The 15557-nt window shown below is 72.8% G+C and carries 13 protein-coding genes and 2 pseudogenes; 8 read left to right on the top strand and 7 right to left on the bottom strand.

Annotated elements, in window-relative coordinates; genetic code table 11:
- Nucleotides 1-4: 4 nt before the first annotated feature.
- A pseudogene (locus tag O7613_RS03635) lies at nt 5-1135 on the bottom strand (8-amino-7-oxononanoate synthase); the annotation flags it as partial.
- 156 nt (nt 1136-1291) lie between these two features.
- Here O7613_RS03635 and bioB point away from each other — a divergent pair.
- From bioB to O7613_RS03620, 3 genes are read left to right on the top strand one after another with little or no spacing between them, the layout of a single operon-like run.
- Nucleotides 1292-2287: a biotin synthase BioB gene (gene bioB, locus O7613_RS03630; RefSeq protein WP_281584196.1), complete on the top strand. Its 996-nt coding sequence runs from the start codon at nt 1292-1294 to the stop codon at nt 2285-2287.
- Nucleotides 2288-2291: 4 nt separating this feature from the next.
- Entirely contained in the window at nt 2292-2525 is a 234-nt protein-coding gene (locus tag O7613_RS03625; RefSeq protein WP_281584197.1) for a hypothetical protein, read from the top strand.
- Between the two features lie 4 nt (nt 2526-2529).
- Entirely contained in the window at nt 2530-3036 is a 507-nt protein-coding gene (locus tag O7613_RS03620; protein WP_281584198.1) for a GNAT family protein, read from the top strand.
- 77 nt (nt 3037-3113) lie between these two features.
- On the opposite strand, the gene O7613_RS03615 is transcribed toward O7613_RS03620, so the two are convergent.
- On the bottom strand, nt 3114-5567 hold the full coding sequence (locus O7613_RS03615) for a non-reducing end alpha-L-arabinofuranosidase family hydrolase (protein WP_282292069.1): 2454 nt from the start codon (nt 5565-5567) through the stop codon (nt 3114-3116).
- Between the two features lie 199 nt (nt 5568-5766).
- Nucleotides 5767-8649: a glycoside hydrolase family 9 protein gene (locus tag O7613_RS03610; protein ID WP_282292066.1), complete on the bottom strand. Its 2883-nt coding sequence runs from the start codon at nt 8647-8649 to the stop codon at nt 5767-5769.
- Between the two features lie 204 nt (nt 8650-8853).
- Here O7613_RS03610 and O7613_RS03605 point away from each other — a divergent pair.
- Nucleotides 8854-9083 (top strand): annotated as a pseudogene (locus O7613_RS03605) (aldehyde dehydrogenase family protein); the annotation flags it as partial.
- 81 nt (nt 9084-9164) lie between these two features.
- Here O7613_RS03605 and O7613_RS03600 read toward each other — a convergent pair.
- Complete coding sequence (locus O7613_RS03600; RefSeq protein ID WP_281590641.1) at nt 9165-9350, bottom strand: flavin reductase; 186 nt, start codon at nt 9348-9350, stop codon at nt 9165-9167.
- A 68-nt stretch (nt 9351-9418) separates the two neighbouring features.
- The gene (locus O7613_RS03595) at nt 9419-9682 is read right to left on the bottom strand and encodes a hypothetical protein (protein ID WP_282294467.1); all 264 of its coding nucleotides are present in this window, start codon (nt 9680-9682) and stop codon (nt 9419-9421) included.
- A gap of 363 nt (nt 9683-10045) precedes the next feature.
- Here O7613_RS03595 and O7613_RS03590 point away from each other — a divergent pair, with 363 nt between their 5' ends.
- A complete protein-coding gene (locus O7613_RS03590) occupies nt 10046-10849 on the top strand; it encodes a helix-turn-helix transcriptional regulator (protein WP_282292064.1) in 804 nt (267 codons plus the stop codon).
- On the top strand, nt 10840-11031 hold the full coding sequence (locus O7613_RS03585; protein WP_282292062.1) for a DUF397 domain-containing protein: 192 nt from the start codon (nt 10840-10842) through the stop codon (nt 11029-11031). Before O7613_RS03590 ends, O7613_RS03585 begins: the two co-directional genes overlap by 10 nt.
- A gap of 176 nt (nt 11032-11207) precedes the next feature.
- Here O7613_RS03585 and O7613_RS03580 read toward each other — a convergent pair whose 3' ends face one another.
- Nucleotides 11208-12338, bottom strand: a complete 1131-nt coding sequence (locus tag O7613_RS03580) for a GNAT family N-acetyltransferase (protein WP_282292060.1) — start codon at nt 12336-12338, stop codon at nt 11208-11210.
- Between the two features lie 80 nt (nt 12339-12418).
- Nucleotides 12419-13123, bottom strand: coding sequence for an amino acid-binding protein (locus tag O7613_RS03575; RefSeq protein WP_281584205.1), 705 nt, complete (start codon nt 13121-13123; stop codon nt 12419-12421).
- Nucleotides 13124-13270: 147 nt separating this feature from the next.
- On the opposite strand from O7613_RS03575, the gene O7613_RS03570 reads away from it, so the two are divergent.
- Together O7613_RS03570 and O7613_RS03565 are read left to right on the top strand one after the other, a co-directional pair.
- Nucleotides 13271-14344, top strand: coding sequence for a phosphotransferase family protein (locus tag O7613_RS03570; RefSeq protein ID WP_282292058.1), 1074 nt, complete (start codon nt 13271-13273; stop codon nt 14342-14344).
- Entirely contained in the window at nt 14345-15556 is a 1212-nt protein-coding gene (locus O7613_RS03565) for an acyl-CoA dehydrogenase family protein (RefSeq protein ID WP_282292057.1), read from the top strand.
- Nucleotide 15557 lies beyond the last annotated feature (1 nt).

Below are 15557 nucleotides of genomic sequence, written 5' to 3'. Positions count from 1 at the left end.
CGGCTGCGCACTCCACGACCACGTCCAGCGCCCGTTCGAAGTCCGCCCGGTCCACCCCGGCGCTGATGGTCAGCCGCAGCCGGGAGCGCCCGTCGGGCGTGGACGGCGGGCGGAAGCAGCCGACCGCCACGCCCCGGTCCCGGCAGGCCGCCGCCCACGCGGTCGCCGCCTCCGGCCCGGGCGCCGTCACCGACACCACCGCCGCGTCGGGCGCGGAGACGGCCAGCCCCGCCGCGCCCAGCCGGCGCACCGCGAACGCGACCCGGTCGGCCAGCTCGGCGCGGAGCGCGTCGCCGGCCCGGGCCAGCCGCGCGGCGGCGTGCACCCCGGCCGCCACCGCCGGTGGCGGCGCGGTGTCGAAGATGAACGTGCGGCCGGTCTCCACCAGGTGCCGGACGAACTCCGCCGGGCCGGCGACCACGCCGCCGGCGCCGCCGAGCGCCTTGGACAGCGTCGCCGTGACCACCACGTCGGGCTCGCCGGCGAGCCCGGCGGCGGCCACCCCACCGGCCCCGGCCGGGCCGGTGACGCCGAGCGCGTGCGCGTCGTCGACAAGCAGCAGCGCGCCGTGCCGGCGGGCCACCGCGTGCAGTTCCGCGAGCGGGGCCAGGTCGCCGTCGACGGAGAAGACCGACTCGGTCACCACCACGGCCGGGCGGCCGGGCGCGGCGGCCAGCGCGGCGGCCACCGCGGTCACGTCGGCGTGCGGCGTCACGAGCGTCTCGGCGCGGGAGATCCGGCAGCCGTCGATCAGCGAGGCGTGGTTGTGGGCGTCGGAGACGAGCAGCGTACGCGGCTGGGTCAGGCCCCGGACGGCGGCGAGGTTGGCCAGGTAGCCGGAGGAGAACACGAGCGCCCGGTCGACGCCGAGCCAGTCGGCCAGCTCGCCTTCGAGCGCGTGGTGCGGGTCGGTGGAGCCGCGCACCAGGCGCGACCCGGTGGCGCCCAGGCCGTACCGGGACAGGGCCGTGGTGGCGGCGGCGGTGACCTCCGGGTGGGTGGCCAGGCCGAGGTAGTCGTTGCCGGCCAGGTCGACCACGGCGTCGCCGGCGGCGCGCGGGCGCAGCGTGCGGGTCAGGCCCGCCTCGGCCCGCCGGGAGGCGGCGCGGTCCAGGGCCGCCAGCCAGTCCGCCACCGCGTCGTCCCCTCCCGCCGAGCGTCGCCCCCGCCGGGCGCTTCCGCGGGGCGAAGTTACCACCCGGGCCGGCGGTCCCGGCGTGGCGCGGTCCCGGCTCGCCGGGCCGCTCACGACGGTTTCCCGCCGCTCCGGCGGCCTGTTAGGTTACGAGCCATGCCAGAGATCCTCGACCAGGCCCGGACCCGGGTGCTGGGCAGCGGCGTCGGCCTGGACGAGGCGGACATCCTCGCCGTGCTGAACCTGCCCGACGAGCACCTGCCCGCCGCCCTCCAACTCGCCCACGAGGTCCGGATGCGGTGGTGCGGACCGGAGGTCGAGGTCGAGGGCATCGTCTCGCTGAAGACCGGCGGCTGCCCGGAGGACTGCCACTTCTGCTCCCAGTCCGGTCTGTTCACCTCGCCGGTCCGCTCGGTCTGGTTGGACATCCCGGCACTCGTCGAGGCCGCGAGGCAGACCGCGGCGACCGGGGCCACCGAGTTCTGCATCGTGGCCGCCGTGCGCGGCCCGGACGCCCGGCTGATGAAGCAGATGCGCGAGGGCGTGGCGGCCATCCGCGCGGCTGTCGACATCCAGGTCGCCGCGTCGCTCGGCATGCTCACCCAGGAGCAGGTCGACGAGCTGGTCGAGATGGGTGTGCACCGCTACAACCACAACCTGGAGACCTGCCGCTCCCACTTCCCCAACGTGGTCACCACGCATTCCTGGGAGGAGCGCTGGGAGACGCTGCGGATGGTCCGCGAGTCCGGCATGGAGGTCTGCTGCGGCGGCATCCTCGGGCTCGGCGAGTCGGTGGCGCAGCGGGCCGAGTTCGCCGCCCAGCTCGCCGAGCTGGACCCGCACGAGGTGCCGCTCAACTTTCTCAACCCGCGCCCCGGCACGCCCCTGGGCGACCAGCCGGTGGTCGAGGGCAAGGACGCGCTGCGGGCCATCGCCGCGTTCCGGCTGGCCATGCCGCGCACCATCCTGCGGTACGCGGGCGGCCGGGAACTCACCCTCGGTGACCTCGGCACCCGCGACGGCCTGCTGGGCGGCGTGAACGCGGTCATCGTCGGCAACTACCTCACCACGCTGGGCCGACCGGCGACCGACGACCTGAAACTGTTGAACGACCTGAAGATGCCGGTGAAGGCGCTCTCGGCGACCCTGTGAGGCGATGGTGACGGAGCTGACTCGACCCGCCGTGCCGGCCGGCGACGTGGGCGCGGCGGCGCGCTGGTGCGACAGGTGCGGCGAGTCGGTGGCCGCCGGCCCGCACCCGGCGTGCGCGGCGGCCCGGGCGTGGGAGCCGCCGCGCTGGTGCGCGTCCTGCCGGCGGCGGATGAAGGTGCAGGTCGTGCCGGCCGGCTGGTCGGCGGTCTGCGTCGAGCACGGCGAGCGGCGGGGCTGAGGCGGTGCTGCGGGGACGGGCGGTGACGCTGCGGCCGGCGACGGACGCCGACGTGGAGGCGCTGGCCGCGATCCGGGCCACCCCTGAGGTCCGCCGCTGGTGGCGCGGCGACGACGACCTGGCCGGGGCGGTCCGCGCCGACCTGGCCGACGACTCGCTGAGCATCTACGTGATCGAGCACGACGGCCGGCTGGTCGGCGCGATCCAGTGGTACGCCGAGTCCGACCCCGACTACCGCCACGCCAGCCTGGACATCTTCCTCGACCCGGCGGCACGCGGGTCCGGTCTGGGCGGGGACGCCATCCGCACGCTGGCCCGGCACCTGGCCGACGAGTACGGCCACCACCGGTTCACCATCGACCCGGCGGCGGCGAACACGGCGGCGATCCGGGCGTACGCGAAGGTGGGGTTCCGCCCGGTGGGGATCATGCGCCGCTACGAGCGCGGCCCGGACGGACGCTGGCACGACGGCCTCCTGATGGACCTGCTCGCCGAGGACCTGGCCGACTGAGCGACGGCCGACGGCCGACAGCCGGAGGGGCGTGCCCGGCACGGTGCCGGACACGCCCCTCGGGTTGAGCCTCGTTCCTAGCGTTGCAGGGTCAGCACACCCGGCCGCCACGGCAGCAGGTTGTAGTCGCCTCCCGCGTTGGGGTTCTTGCCCTGGTAGAGGAGCTGGAGGTTGCAGGCGTCGACGGTCTTGGTCTGGTCGGGGTTGGTGCGGACCAGGTCACCATGGCTGATGTCGTTGGTCCACGTCGCGCCGCTGTTGGCCTTGCCCGCGAACGGGTTGCTCTCGGTGGCCGCGTTCGGGGTCCACGAGCCGCCCAGGCTGCTGGCCGTGAACGAGCGGAAGTAGCGCCCCTGGCTGCCGATCGCCTCGACCAGCATGAGGTACTGGTTCTGGCCGGCCACCTTGTAGACCTCGACGCCCTCGAACAGGTTGTTCGTCGAGTCGCTCATGACCGTCGTGTAGCTGGAGCCGAAGCTGCCCGGGAAGTTCCCGAGCGGCATGCTCGACCGGTAGATCTTGCCGTTGTCCCCGGCGAAGAAGAGGTACATGTTCTGGTCGTCCCCGATGAGCGTCTGGTCGATCACGCCGTACGGGGCGTCGGGGAGGCTGGCGGTGGAGAGCGTCTGCGCCGAGGACCAGCCGTTGGCGTTCGTCGGGTCGCTCGACGTCTTGTAGCTGAACGAGGTCGGTCCCCACTGGTACGCCAGCACCCAGATGTTCTTCGGGGCGAAGTACAGCAGCGTGGGCGCCACGGTGCCCTGGCCCATCCCGGTCTGACCGGCCGAGGCCATGTCGGACCAGTTCGTGAACAGGCTGAAGTTCATCGAGCCGTACTGGCCACTGCTGTTGACGTTCGACCCGTAGACCAGGTGCTTGCCGTTGTAGACGACGTTCGTGAAGTCCTTCAGCGAGACCCAGCCGTTCTGCGGGTTGGCCAGCGCGCCGGTCGACGACCACCGGTAGGTCGACGGAAGCGCACAGCCGTTCGGCGGCGGCGTCGTGGTCGGCGGCGTGGACGTCGGCGGCGCCGAGGTGGAGCCGTTGAAGTCGGTCCGCCACTGCTGGTTGCTCTGCCCGTGGCAGTCGTAGAGCTGGATCTGCTGGCCGTTGCCGGTGCCCCAGACGTCGAGGCAGCGGCCGGACTGCACGCCGCTGATGGTGCCGTTGGAGTTGATGTTCCACTGCTGGTTCGACTGGCCGTTGCAGTCGTAGATGATGATTCCGGTGCCGTTCGCGGTGGCCGCGCCGTTCGCGTCGAGGCACTTGGTGCCGTAGACCATCAGCTGCTTGCTCGACGTGTACGTCCACTGCTGGTTCGACTGGCCGTTGCAGTCGTAGAGCTGGACCCGGGTGGCGTTCGTCTGGGTGGCGTTGGGCACGTCGATGCACCGGCCCGACTGCACGCCGACGATCCGTCCGGCGCCGCCGGACGGCGGCGGGCCGGTGGTCGGCCCCGAGGTCGGCCCTGAGGTCGGTCCCGAGGTGGGGGCCGCCGCGTTGAGGGCGTTCAGGACCGAGTTGTACGCGGCCTTCTTGTTGCCGCCGCCGTCGAACAGCAGCGGACTCTCGTTGGAGCGCCACGAGTCGCTGTCGCGGACACCCCAGACGGTGATGCCGATGCACCGGGGCACGTTGATGCACGCCTGGGTGAGCCCGGCGTACTGGGAGGTGGAGGAGTTGGTGACGTCGACCTCGGTCAACGCCACGTCCACGCCGAGGGCGGCGAAGCTGGACAGCGTGGTCTGGAAGTTGCTCGGCAGCGAGCTGCCGCCGGTGAAGTGGGTCTGCAACCCGACGCAGTCGATCGGCACACCACGGGACTTGAAGTCCTGGATCATCCGGTAGACGCCCTGCGTCTTGCCGTACGACCAGTTCTCGATGTTGTAGTCGTTGTAGCAGAGCTTGACCGACGGGTCGGCCGCCCGCGCGGTGCGGAACGCCACCTCGATCCAGTCGTTGCCGGTGCCCTGGAGGTTGGAGTTACGGCGGCTGCCGTCCTCGTTGAACGCCTCGTTGACCACGTCCCACGCGGCGAGCTTGCCCTTGTAGTGGCCCATCACACCGTTGATGTGATTGATCATCGCGTTGCGCAGCGTGCTGCCCTGCATGTTCTGCATCCAGCCCGGCTGCTGGCCGTGCCAGGCCAGCGTGTGCCCGCGGACCTTCAGGCCACGCTGGGTGGCCCAGTTGTAGATCTGGTCACCGGAGTTGAAGTTGAACTGATTCTGGTTCGGCTCCGTCGCGTCCGGCTTCATCTCGTTCTCAGCCGTGATCATGTTGAACTCACGCGCCGCGATCGTGCTGTACGTCGAGTCGTTCAACCTGCTCGCGGCAATGGCGGTGCCGAAGTACCGCCCCGACTGCGCGGCTGCCGCGCCGAGCGTGCTCGCCGCGGCGTTCGCCGACGGCATCATCACCGCGACCGCGGCCACCGTCACGGCGCTTACCGCGCCGGCGATCAGCGCCCTGACGGCTGGCGGTCGCCGCCGCCGGGTCCCGCCGGGATGAACGGATGGGCTCATTGGCACTGTGGCCTCCTCACTGGCCAGCACCCGAGCCGTCTGGGCGGGGACGACTGGACGGCTGGGTCAATAAATCTATGTATGCCGATGCTTTCATCGGGCATCCGTCCGGACAATATGTTTCGGAAAAGTTTCGGTGGTTTCTCGCTGGCGTGCCGTGGCCGGTCACCGGATGCGGTGACCGGCCACGCGCGCCGGTCGGCGGTCAGGAAACGGTGCAGGCGGAACCGTTGAGGGTGAAGGCGGTGGGCTTCGGGTTGCTGCCGGTGTGGGTGCCGTTGAAGCCGAAGCTCGTCGACGCCCCCGCCGCAAGCGTCCCGTTGTAGGCCAGGTTCGACGCGGTCACCGACGTGCCGGTCTGGGTGACGTTCGCCGACCACGCCTGCCCGGCCTTCTGCCCCGAGGAGGGGAAGGTGAAGGCGAGCGTCCAGCCGTTGAGCGCCGTCGTGCCGGTGTTGGTGACGGTGACGTTCGCGGTGAACCCGGTGTCCCAGGTGTTCGCCGTCCAGGTCACCGCGCAGCCGCCGCCGGTCGGCGGTGCCGTGGTGGTGACCGTGACGCCGGACGAGGCCGGCGAGACGTTACCGGCCGCGTCCACCGCGACCACGGTGAAGGTGTACGTGGTGGAGGCGGTCAGGCCGGTCACCGCGAGCGTGGTGCCGGTGGTGGAACCGACCAGGACGTTTCCGCCCCGGTAGACGCGGTAGCCGGTGACCCCGACCGCGTCGGTGGCCGGGCCCCAGGTCAGCGTCAGTCCGGTCGAGCCGACCGCGGAGGCGGTGGGCGTACCGGGCGCGGTCGGCGGGGTGGTGTCCGGCGCCGGGGCGGCCGGCGTGGTGACGCTCACCGCCGCCGACGCCGCGGACCGGTTGCCGGCGCCGTCGAGCGCGCGCACGGTGAACGAGTACGTCCGCTCGGGCGTCAGGCCGGTCACCGCGAGCGTGTTCGTGGTGGCCTGGCGCAGCACCAGCGCGTCGCTGCCGGTCTGCGCCTGGGTGACCTCGTAGCCGGCCAGGCCGCTGCCGCCGGTGTCGGTGGAGGCGGGCCAGGTCAGAGTCACACCGGTGGCCGTGACACTGGACGCCACCGGGGTGCCGGGCACACTCGGCGCGGTGGTGTCCGGCGTGGCCGGGCCGGGCTCGTCGCCCCACACCCGGACCCCGCCGGAGTAGAGCGGCACCTTCCGGTTCGGCCCGGCGGTGGCCTGGTACGACGGGTCGTTCGTCGGGTCCCAGGTGCCGCCCTCCGGCACGCCGATCTTGAACTGCACCTCCATCCGGTGCTGCGACTGCCCGGCCGGCGCGATGGTGTAGCCGGTGCAGTCCACCTCGACGTACCAGATGTCGCCGCTGAACTGCTTGGCGGTCGACGGCGACGGGCAGCCCTGGGTGTAGCCGGGCGTGACGGTCACCGGACCGGTGCCGTCGGGCCGGAAGTAGTACCGGAACTTTCCGGTGGTCAGCGCGCGGGCCGGGAACGCCGACTTGTTGTAGATGATCGCCTTGAGCCCGGTGGCCCGCGGCTCGGCCTGCATCACCGTGGTCTCCACGGTCAGCTCGTCCATGTCGGGCGTCTCGGCGGTCGGGAAACCGGCGCGCGGGCTGCCGCCGTACTCGTTCGCCAGCCGGGCCAGCGCGGAGGTGAAACCGGCGTTGTAGTCGGTGGCCACCTCGTTCATCACGTAGTCGGAGCGGCTGTCGCTGTAGGCGTCGTTGGCCGACGACGGGCCGCCGACGAGCGCGCCGTAGAGCACGTGCCGGGTCTCGGTGGGCACGGTCTGGCTGTCCCACCAGGAGCCGTGCGCGGTGCGGTGGTGCGGGTTCTTCGGCGGGTTGTTCCCGAACCCGATCATGTAGCTGGAGTTGCGCGGGTTGTCGCCGAGCGCGTAGTTGACCTGCCGGACCGCGAAGTCGTGGTAGCGGGCCTTGCGGGTCGCGTCGGTGGTCTTGTCGCTGTAGACGAGCGCGGCGAACGACGTGTTGGCGGCGTAGCGCAGCGCGCCCCAGGAGTCGAGCACCGCCATCCCGCCGGGCGAGTAGGGCACCTTCTGCCCGTTGACGCCCACGGTCCAGTAGTCCAGCCACCGGTTCGCGTCGTCGACGTACTTCTGCTTGCCGGTCAGGTTGGCCAGCAGCACGTACGCGCCGAACTGCTTGTTGTCCCAGGCGAGCGTCCACTTGTAGGAGCGGGTGGTGGACTGCGGCTCGGTGCCGAGCTTGTCGTACTCGCTCTCCGCCTTGGTCAGGTAGGCCGCGTCACCGGTGGCCCGGTAGAGCCAGATCGCGCCCCAGACCAGCTCGTCCTGGTAGCCGCTCCACGACTTGTAGAACGCCGCCGCGTCGGTGATGCACTCGCTGTACGCCTTCCGCACGGTGTCGGCGAACGTGTAGAGCTGCTTGGCGTGGCCGAGCAGCTTGTCGGCGTAGGCGGCGTCGGTGGAGCGGAACACCATGGACGACGCGGCCATCGCCGCCGCCGTCTCGCCGGCCAGGTCCGCGCCGCCACAGCTCGCATCGATCTTGTACGCGGGACGCGCCATCGGCAGCACCTCGGCCGGCCCCCACCACTTGTGGTCGTCGTCGCCCTTGCCGACCTGGCCGTAGAGGACGTTCGGGGCGGGGTGCGCCTTGACGAAGTAGTCGTTGACGAAGCGCAGGTTGTTGAGCAGGTGGCTGAGCTGGCCGGAGGCGACATAGCCGTCCCGGTACTCGACCGCGCCCCAGGCCAGCATGGTGGTGCTGAACGCCATCGGGAAGCCGAACTTGACGTGGTCGCCGGCGTCGTACCAGCCGCCGGTGAGGTCGAGGCCGACGTCCGCGCCGTCGGTGAGCGCCGAGTCGCCGCGCCAGGAGACCCGGTTCCAGGAGGGCTTCTTACCGGACTGCTGCGCCTCGTAGAAGAACAGCGACTTCTGCAACGCCTCGGCGTAGTTGAAGGTGGCCGCGGCGGCCTGCGCCCCGGCGGCCCGGGCGGGTGCGGCGGCGGCCGGGACGGGCGCGGCGGCGGCCAGTGCGGCCACCAGCGCGACACCGGCGGCGAGGGATCGGCGATAGGGACGACCGCGCGGCGGCGGGGTCGATCGGGGCATGGCGAGCTCCTGTGGAGGAAGCCGCACGGCGGCCCGACTCGACCGTGGGCCGGTCGGGCCGCCGTGCGGCGGCGGTGGTGGTGGGTGGTCCATGGAGGCGCGGGAGCGCTCCCATGGATAGTTGACAATGTAATCTCACGCCCGCCGGTTGGGAAGACGACCGCCGATCCACCCCCGTGCGTTACTCGCCGGTGCCCCGGGTCGCTGCACCGGGGCAAGCTCGACGGCCCGCCCTTCCTCGACGGGCAGGACACCTCGGCGTACGTGGCCCGGCCGTGCTGCTCGCCCCGCCCGGCCGGTCCCGCCTGATGCACGCCGAGCCGTTCGGCCCGGTCGACACCATCGTCGTGGTGGACACCACCGACGAGCTGCTGGCCGCGATAAACGCCTCCAACGGCGCGCTTGTCGCGTCGCTGGCCTGCGACGACGAGGAGCTGGCCGGGCGACACCAGTTCGGTGAAGTGGTGGCATCGCCGGTGGTCGGATACCACCATTTCACCGAACTGGCGTCCGGCCTACCGATGCTCGGCCCAGGCGGTGAAGCGGTCTTCGAGGTTCACCGGGCGCCGACCGCCGTCCAACCCGGCCAGTTCCTCGGCCGCGGTCTCGTGCAGGCTCAGGAGGTACGCCCTCAGCTCGGCCTTCCGCTCGCGGTAGCGCGCGAGGAGGCTCAGTTTCGCCGTCGAGCACGGCCAGGCCACCCCGCAAGCACGGCAGCGCCAGGTGGGCCGCGACGGGACGTGGTCGGCGGGGCCGGGGCGGCGGGCCATCACACGAGAGCGCCGACGCGTGGGCGGCGCTGCGACACCGGCGGCCCCGCGGTCAGCACACGCACCCCGCTCCGCCGCAGGAACACCGACCGGCGGGCGGTCGCGTCGCCGTCCGGGCCGAGCTGGTAGACGTCGGCCCACAACCAACCGTCGTACGTCGTCCAGTCCAGCACCCGGATCAGCCGGGCCATGATCGGCCGGGCGAACTGCGGCGACGCCGCCCGGGTGAGGTGCAGGACGTCGCCGGTACGCAGCGCGGGCACCTCCGGCCGGCGGCGACGCGGCGCGGTCACCGGCCGTCGCCCGGTCGCGGGAAGAGCGCCGTCGCGGCCGGCGACGTCGGGAATCGGATTCTCCTCGGGCACGGACACGCCCTCCTTCCGAGTGGAAACGGGAGGGGGACCGCCCCGCGCTGGTGCCTGCCGGACGAGGCGGTCCCCTGACTGACACGGCCGCCGGGTCTCGGGTGGTCCCTGCCGGCCGCGCCGTCCTGATGACACTCTCGTGCGTGACCGCTTAGTGTCGGAAGGTGTTCGGCCATGTCGGAGAGACTGCGGCGGTCAGCGTTTGTCCTGGTGGGGAGCCACGAAGACGCGCGGGTAGAAGGTGGGGAAGGGTTGGGGAACATGACCATGACAGCCGCGGAGATCCTGCTCGACGAGCTACGGCACGCGCGTGCGTCTCGCGGCCTCAGTCAGGACGATTTCGGCAAGCTCATCAGCTACTCGGGCACCCACGTCAGCGCCGTTGAGACCGGCTCGCGCCCGCCGACGGGCGATTACGCCGCCGCGATCGATCGTGCGCTGAAGACCGGGGGCGTCTTCGCGCGTCTACTCGACCGGCTCTCCGACCTCGACGCCGCGCCGCTCTGGCTACGCGAGTGGATTACCTACGAGCAGCAGGCCCGCACGTTGCGGTGGTATGAGGTCGCGTGGGTACCCGGACTCTTGCAAACCGAGGCGTACGCACGCGCCGTGTTCGGCAGCGACGGCAGGATCAGCGCCGAGGAGGTGGCGACGCGGGTAGCTAAAAGGCTTGCGCGGCAACAGATTCTCGCCAGCGACGACCCACCGCACCTCGTTGCCGTTCTGGACGACGCAGTTCTTCGGCGTCCCGTCGGTGGCCCCGCGGTGATGCGCGAGCAACTGTTCCACCTGGCGCAGCTCAGCCAGCACCGGCGGCGGGTCAGAATCCACGTCGTACCGCGTGGGGTCGGCGCGTACGCTGGCCTCGACGGGCCGTTTGTCGTCGCGACCCTGGCGGACCTGGTTGACGTGGGCTATCTCGACAACCGGCTGCGGGGTCAGGTGGTCGAGCGGGCCGCCGAGCTAGCGGCCCTACGCGAGCAATGGGAAGCCATCCTCGCCGAGGCGCTGACACTGCAACAGTCCGCCGAGTTGATAACGGAAGTGGCAAAGTCATGGACCTGACTGGCGCGCACTGGCGCAAGAGCACCCGCAGCGGCAGTAATCAAGGGGCCTGCGTCGAGGTCGCCGACAACCTTCCCGGCGTCGTCGGCGTGCGGGACTCGAAGGACCCGACCGGCCCGGCGCTCGCCTTCGAGCCGGTCTCCTGGCGGGCGTTCGTCGCCCAGGTTGCCGCGCGCGGCTGACCGTCCGGTGACACGAACGGGGCCCCCGCACCGGAGGCCCCGTCGTGTCACCGTCCCCCGCATCGGAGGTCGGTCAGGGTGGCGCCGCATCGGCGCCGGTGTCGGCTCCCCGCCGGGCCCGTCGGCGTGCCGCGCCGTTGCGGCTCGCCAGTGGACCCGGCCGGGCTACCGTCAGCTCAACCCGGCCGCTGCGCCGGCAGGCCCGCCGCGGTGTCCCGGCCGGTCCACGCCGGTCGGACGGCCCTCGGCTCTCGGGCGGCCGGCACGCCCACCCGTTCGGCGGGAGCCAGCGGCACGGCCGCGGTCAGCACACCACCGTCGCGTTCCAGGGCCGCCGGCCGGTCCAGCCGGCGCAGCGTGCGCAGCATCGGCGTGTTCTCGGCCTGCACGTGCAGCAGCACCGCGGCGTAACCGGCCCGGTCGGCGTGCCCGACCAGGCGGCGCAACAGCGCCGAACCGAGGCCCCGACGCTGCCAGTCGTCCCGGACCAGCAGCGCCGCCTCCGCCTCGTCCCCCTCGCCGACCAGGTTGGCCATCGCCACGACCGGCTCCGCCGCCCCGCCGGAGCCCGCCGTGGCGAGCAGGGTCAACCCCCGGGCCGGCTCCAGCAGCCGGCGCAGCCGGGCCGGCGACGGGTCCGCCGCCCCGCTCAGGTAACGCCGCTGCCGGCTCCGCTCGGAGCAGCCGGCATGCAGCTCGCGTACGGCCGGGACGTCGTCGACGCTGGCCGTGCGCACCGACACCTCGGCGCCGTCGGGAAGCACCAGGACGACCCGGTCGGTGTCCCGCCGGCCCACCGTCGCCGCCAGCTCGACCAGGGCCTGCGCCCGGGCGTACTCGGCCGGGGTGAAGGTCGGCTCCCGGCGGCGCAGCTCGTAGGCGCCGCCCGCCGGGTCGGTGAGCAGCATCGTGGTGCCGCCCACGCCACCGGGTGCGGACGCCGGAATCGGACGCCAGGTCACCGCGTCGGCGCCGAGCAGCGTACGCAGCGTCGCGCCGGCCGCCTCCGGGTCACGCACCAGCCGACCGGCCAGCCCGAGCGCCCGGGTCGGCTCGTCGGCCAGCCCGCGCGCCTCACTGCGCGCCACCCAGCAGTCCCGCCCCCGGCCCCGCTCCACCGCGGCCCGCAGGTCCGCCTCGGTCACCGAATCCGGTGCGTCGACCAGGAAGTCGTCGACCGCACCGACCTCGGTGGTGTGCACCTGCACGGTGAGGATGTTGACCCCGCGCAACGCGAGGCTCGCCGTGAGCACCGACAGGTAGCCCGGCCGGTCGTCCACGGTGGCTCGGATCCGCCACAGCGCCATCGTTGTCTCCCTTCCTCACCGACGACCATGCCGGTCGCCTGTTGCGCGCCCGTTGCCCCCGGGTGACGCTCCGCCCCGGCTCAGGTGACGGTGGTCACGGGCGGCGCGCCCACCAGGTCGAGCCGGTCGCCGAGGATCACCGCGCTGGCGCGGACGAGCTGGGCGAGCCGGTCCACCTCGGTGGAGTGGAACCCGGCCGCCGAGAGCGGTTCGCTGTGGTCACGGGAGACCACGAGGACCAGGCCGGCCCGGCCGAACGGCGCCACCGCGTAGTGGTGCCCCTCCGGGCTGGTCATGGCGCGGGCCCGCAACGGGGTCACCTCGGGCAACCGGGGCGGCGCCGGCGCGCGCCAGCTCGCGTGCCCGACCGTGGCCGAGCCGGACCCGCCGCTGCGCGACGCCCAGTCCAGCGGCACGACCGCGGCCACCGCCCAGTCCGCGGCGAGCAGCCCCGGCACCGCGTCGACGAGCGTGGCCACCCCGTCGGTCGGGTTCGCCGCCACCTGCGCGAGCAGCTCCGCGTCCTGGCCGGTGGTGGTCGGCGCGCCGATCGCCCGCCACACCCCGTCCACCCGTACGCCGGGGATCGCGGCCAGCCCGGCGAGCAGCCGTTCCACCCGCGCCGCGCCCGGCCAGACCACGGTGAAGTCGTCGACCGCCCGCCCGCCGAGCCGCTCCAGCACCACCACCTGCACGATGTCGGCGCCGGAGACACCGAGTGTCCGGGCCACCTGGCCGAGCGTGCCCGGTCGGTCCGGCAGGGTCACCCGAACTCGCAGCAGCATGTCTGATCCCTCCGCTCGGCGGGCCGGCGGTGGCCGGCAGGCTGGGCCCCAGCCTGCCGGCTGACCATTTCGACCCCGTTGCGGCGGCATGTCCCGCCGGGAAAATCCGGCCTTGACAACAAAGCTGAGCTGCCATCAACTATCCCGATGACCGATCCGGCCGTCGACGCCGCCCGACCCCCGACCGGTCCGACGCCACCCGGGCTCGACCTCGACCGGCTCGCCGCCCACCTGGCCGCGCACCGGCCGGACCTGACCGGGCCGCTGTCCGCGCGGCTGATCGCCGGAGGCAAGTCCAACCTGACCTACCTGCTGCGGGCCGGCGACCGCGAGGTGGTGCTGCGCCGGCCACCGCTCGGGCACGTGCTGGCCACCGCGCACGACATGGCCCGGGAACACCTGGTGATCTCGGCACTGGCCCCGACCGGGGTGCCGGTCCCCGAGCCGCTCCTGCTCTGCCCGGACGACAGCGTGATCGGCGCGCCGTTCTACCTGATGGCCAAGGTCGACGGCGAGGTCTACCGGCGCCGCGAGCAGACCGACGCGCTCACCGCCGGGCAGCGGCGTGACCTGGCCATGGCGATGATGGACACGCTCGCCACGCTGCACCGGGTGGATCCGGCCGAGGTCGGGCTCGCCGACTTCGGCCGGCCGGAGGGCTACCTGGCCCGGCAGGTCCGCCGCTGGGCCGGTCAGCTCGACCGCTCCCGCAGCCGCCCGCTGCCCGGCGTCGACGAGCTGCGCGACGCGCTTGCCGGCAGCGTGCCGGAGGGCGCGAACGCCGGCCGGATCGTGCACGGCGACTACCGGCTGGACAATCTGCTCGCCACCGTCGACCCGGTGACGGTACGGGCCGTGCTCGACTGGGAGATGGCCACGCTCGGTGACCCGCTCGCCGACCTCGGCCTGCTGCTCACCTACTGGGACGTGCTCGGCGACAGCAACCACGCCGAGGGCAACCCGGTCGCCGACGGCCTCGGTCCCCGGGCCGGCTTCCCCACCGGGGCCGAGCTGATCGACCGCTACGCCGGTCGCAGCGACGTCGACGTCGGCCCGCTGCACTGGCACGTGGCGCTCGGCTGCTTCAAGCTGGCGGTGATCTGCGAGGGCATCCACTACCGCCACACCCTCGGCCAGACGCTCGGCGAGGGCTTCGACCGGATCGGCGAGATGGTGGCGCCGCTCGTCGCGCACGGTCTGCACGCGGTCAGGGAGAAGTAGATGGAGTTCGCGTACGACGACCGGACGGTCGAGCTGCGGCAACGGCTGGAGGCGTTCCTCACCGAGTGCGTCTACCCGGCCGAGCCGGTGCACCACGAACAGGTGACCGCGGCCGGCGACCCGTGGGCCCGCCCACCGGTGCTGGCCGAGCTGGCCGCCGAGGCCCGGGCCCGCGGGCTGTGGAACCTGTTCCTGCCGGACGCGCGCTACGGCGCCGGCCTGACCAACCTCCAGTACGCGCCGCTGGCCGAGCTGACCGGCCGCAGCCCGCACCTGGCCCCGGAGGCGCTCAACTGCGCCGCGCCGGACACCGGCAACATGGAACTGCTCGCCGAGTTCGGCTCCGACGCGCAACGGGCGCGCTGGCTGGCGCCGCTGCTGGCCGGGGAGATCCGCTCCGCGTTCTGCATGACCGAACCGGAGGTCGCCTCCTCCGACGCGACGAACATCGCCACCCGGATCGCCCGCGACGGCGACCACTACGTCGTCACCGGCCGCAAGTGGTGGTCGTCCGGGGCGATGGACCCGCGCTGCGAGATCCTCATCGTGATGGGCAAGACCGACCCGGACGCCGAGCGGCACCGCCAGCAGAGCATGATCCTGGTCCCCCGGGACACACCGGGCGTGACGGTACGGCGCGGAATGACCGTCTTCGGCTACTCCGACGCGCCGCACGGCGGGCATGCCGAGATCGACTTCGCCGACGTCCGGGTGCCGGTGGAGAACCTGGTCGGCGCCGAGGGCACCGGCTTCGCCATCGCCCAGGCCCGACTCGGGCCGGGCCGCATCCACCACTGCATGCGGCTGGTCGGCATGGCCGAGCGGGCCCTGGAACTGCTCTGCCGGCGCGCCCTCGACCGGGTCGCGTTCGGCCGCCCGCTCGCCGAGCAGGGCGTGGTGCGGGAGTGGATCGCCGAGTCCCGGGTCCGGATCGAGCAGGCCCGACTGCTGGTGCTGAAGACCGCCTGGCTGATGGACACCGTCGGCAACAAGGGCGCGCACACCGAGATCCAGGCCATCAAGATCGCCACCCCGGCGATGGCCGAGTGGGTGATCGACAAGGCGATCCAGGCGTACGGCGGGGCCGGCGTCAGCCAGGACACCCCGCTCGCCGCGCTCTGGGCCCAGGCCCGCACGCTGCGCCTGGCCGACGGCCCGGACGAGGTGCACCGCGCCTCCCTGGCCCGGCGCGAACTGCGCCGCTGGTCCTGAG

The organism is Micromonospora sp. WMMD975 (assembly GCF_029581215.1).
Lineage (GTDB): Bacteria > Actinomycetota > Actinomycetes > Mycobacteriales > Micromonosporaceae > Micromonospora.
Note: the sequence above shows the minus strand (reverse complement) of the source record. Positions and strands in the feature narration are given on the sequence as shown.

Excerpts from the sequence above, each read along its gene's own strand:
- O7613_RS03590 (WP_282292064.1), top strand. The coding sequence starts at position 10,046 with ATGACCATGACAGCCGCGGAGATCCTGCTCGACGAGCTACGGCACGCG.
- O7613_RS03585 (WP_282292062.1), top strand. The coding sequence starts at position 10,840 with ATGGACCTGACTGGCGCGCACTGGCGCAAGAGCACCCGCAGCGGCAGT.
- O7613_RS03625 (WP_281584197.1), top strand. The coding sequence starts at position 2,292 with ATGGTGACGGAGCTGACTCGACCCGCCGTGCCGGCCGGCGACGTGGGC.
- bioB (WP_281584196.1), top strand. The coding sequence starts at position 1,292 with ATGCCAGAGATCCTCGACCAGGCCCGGACCCGGGTGCTGGGCAGCGGC.
- O7613_RS03565 (WP_282292057.1), top strand. The coding sequence starts at position 14,345 with ATGGAGTTCGCGTACGACGACCGGACGGTCGAGCTGCGGCAACGGCTG.
- O7613_RS03580 (WP_282292060.1), bottom strand. The coding sequence starts at position 12,338 with ATGGCGCTGTGGCGGATCCGAGCCACCGTGGACGACCGGCCGGGCTAC.
- O7613_RS03570 (WP_282292058.1), top strand. The coding sequence starts at position 13,271 with ATGACCGATCCGGCCGTCGACGCCGCCCGACCCCCGACCGGTCCGACG.
- O7613_RS03610 (WP_282292066.1), bottom strand. The coding sequence starts at position 8,649 with ATGCCCCGATCGACCCCGCCGCCGCGCGGTCGTCCCTATCGCCGATCC.
- O7613_RS03575 (WP_281584205.1), bottom strand. The coding sequence starts at position 13,123 with ATGCTGCTGCGAGTTCGGGTGACCCTGCCGGACCGACCGGGCACGCTC.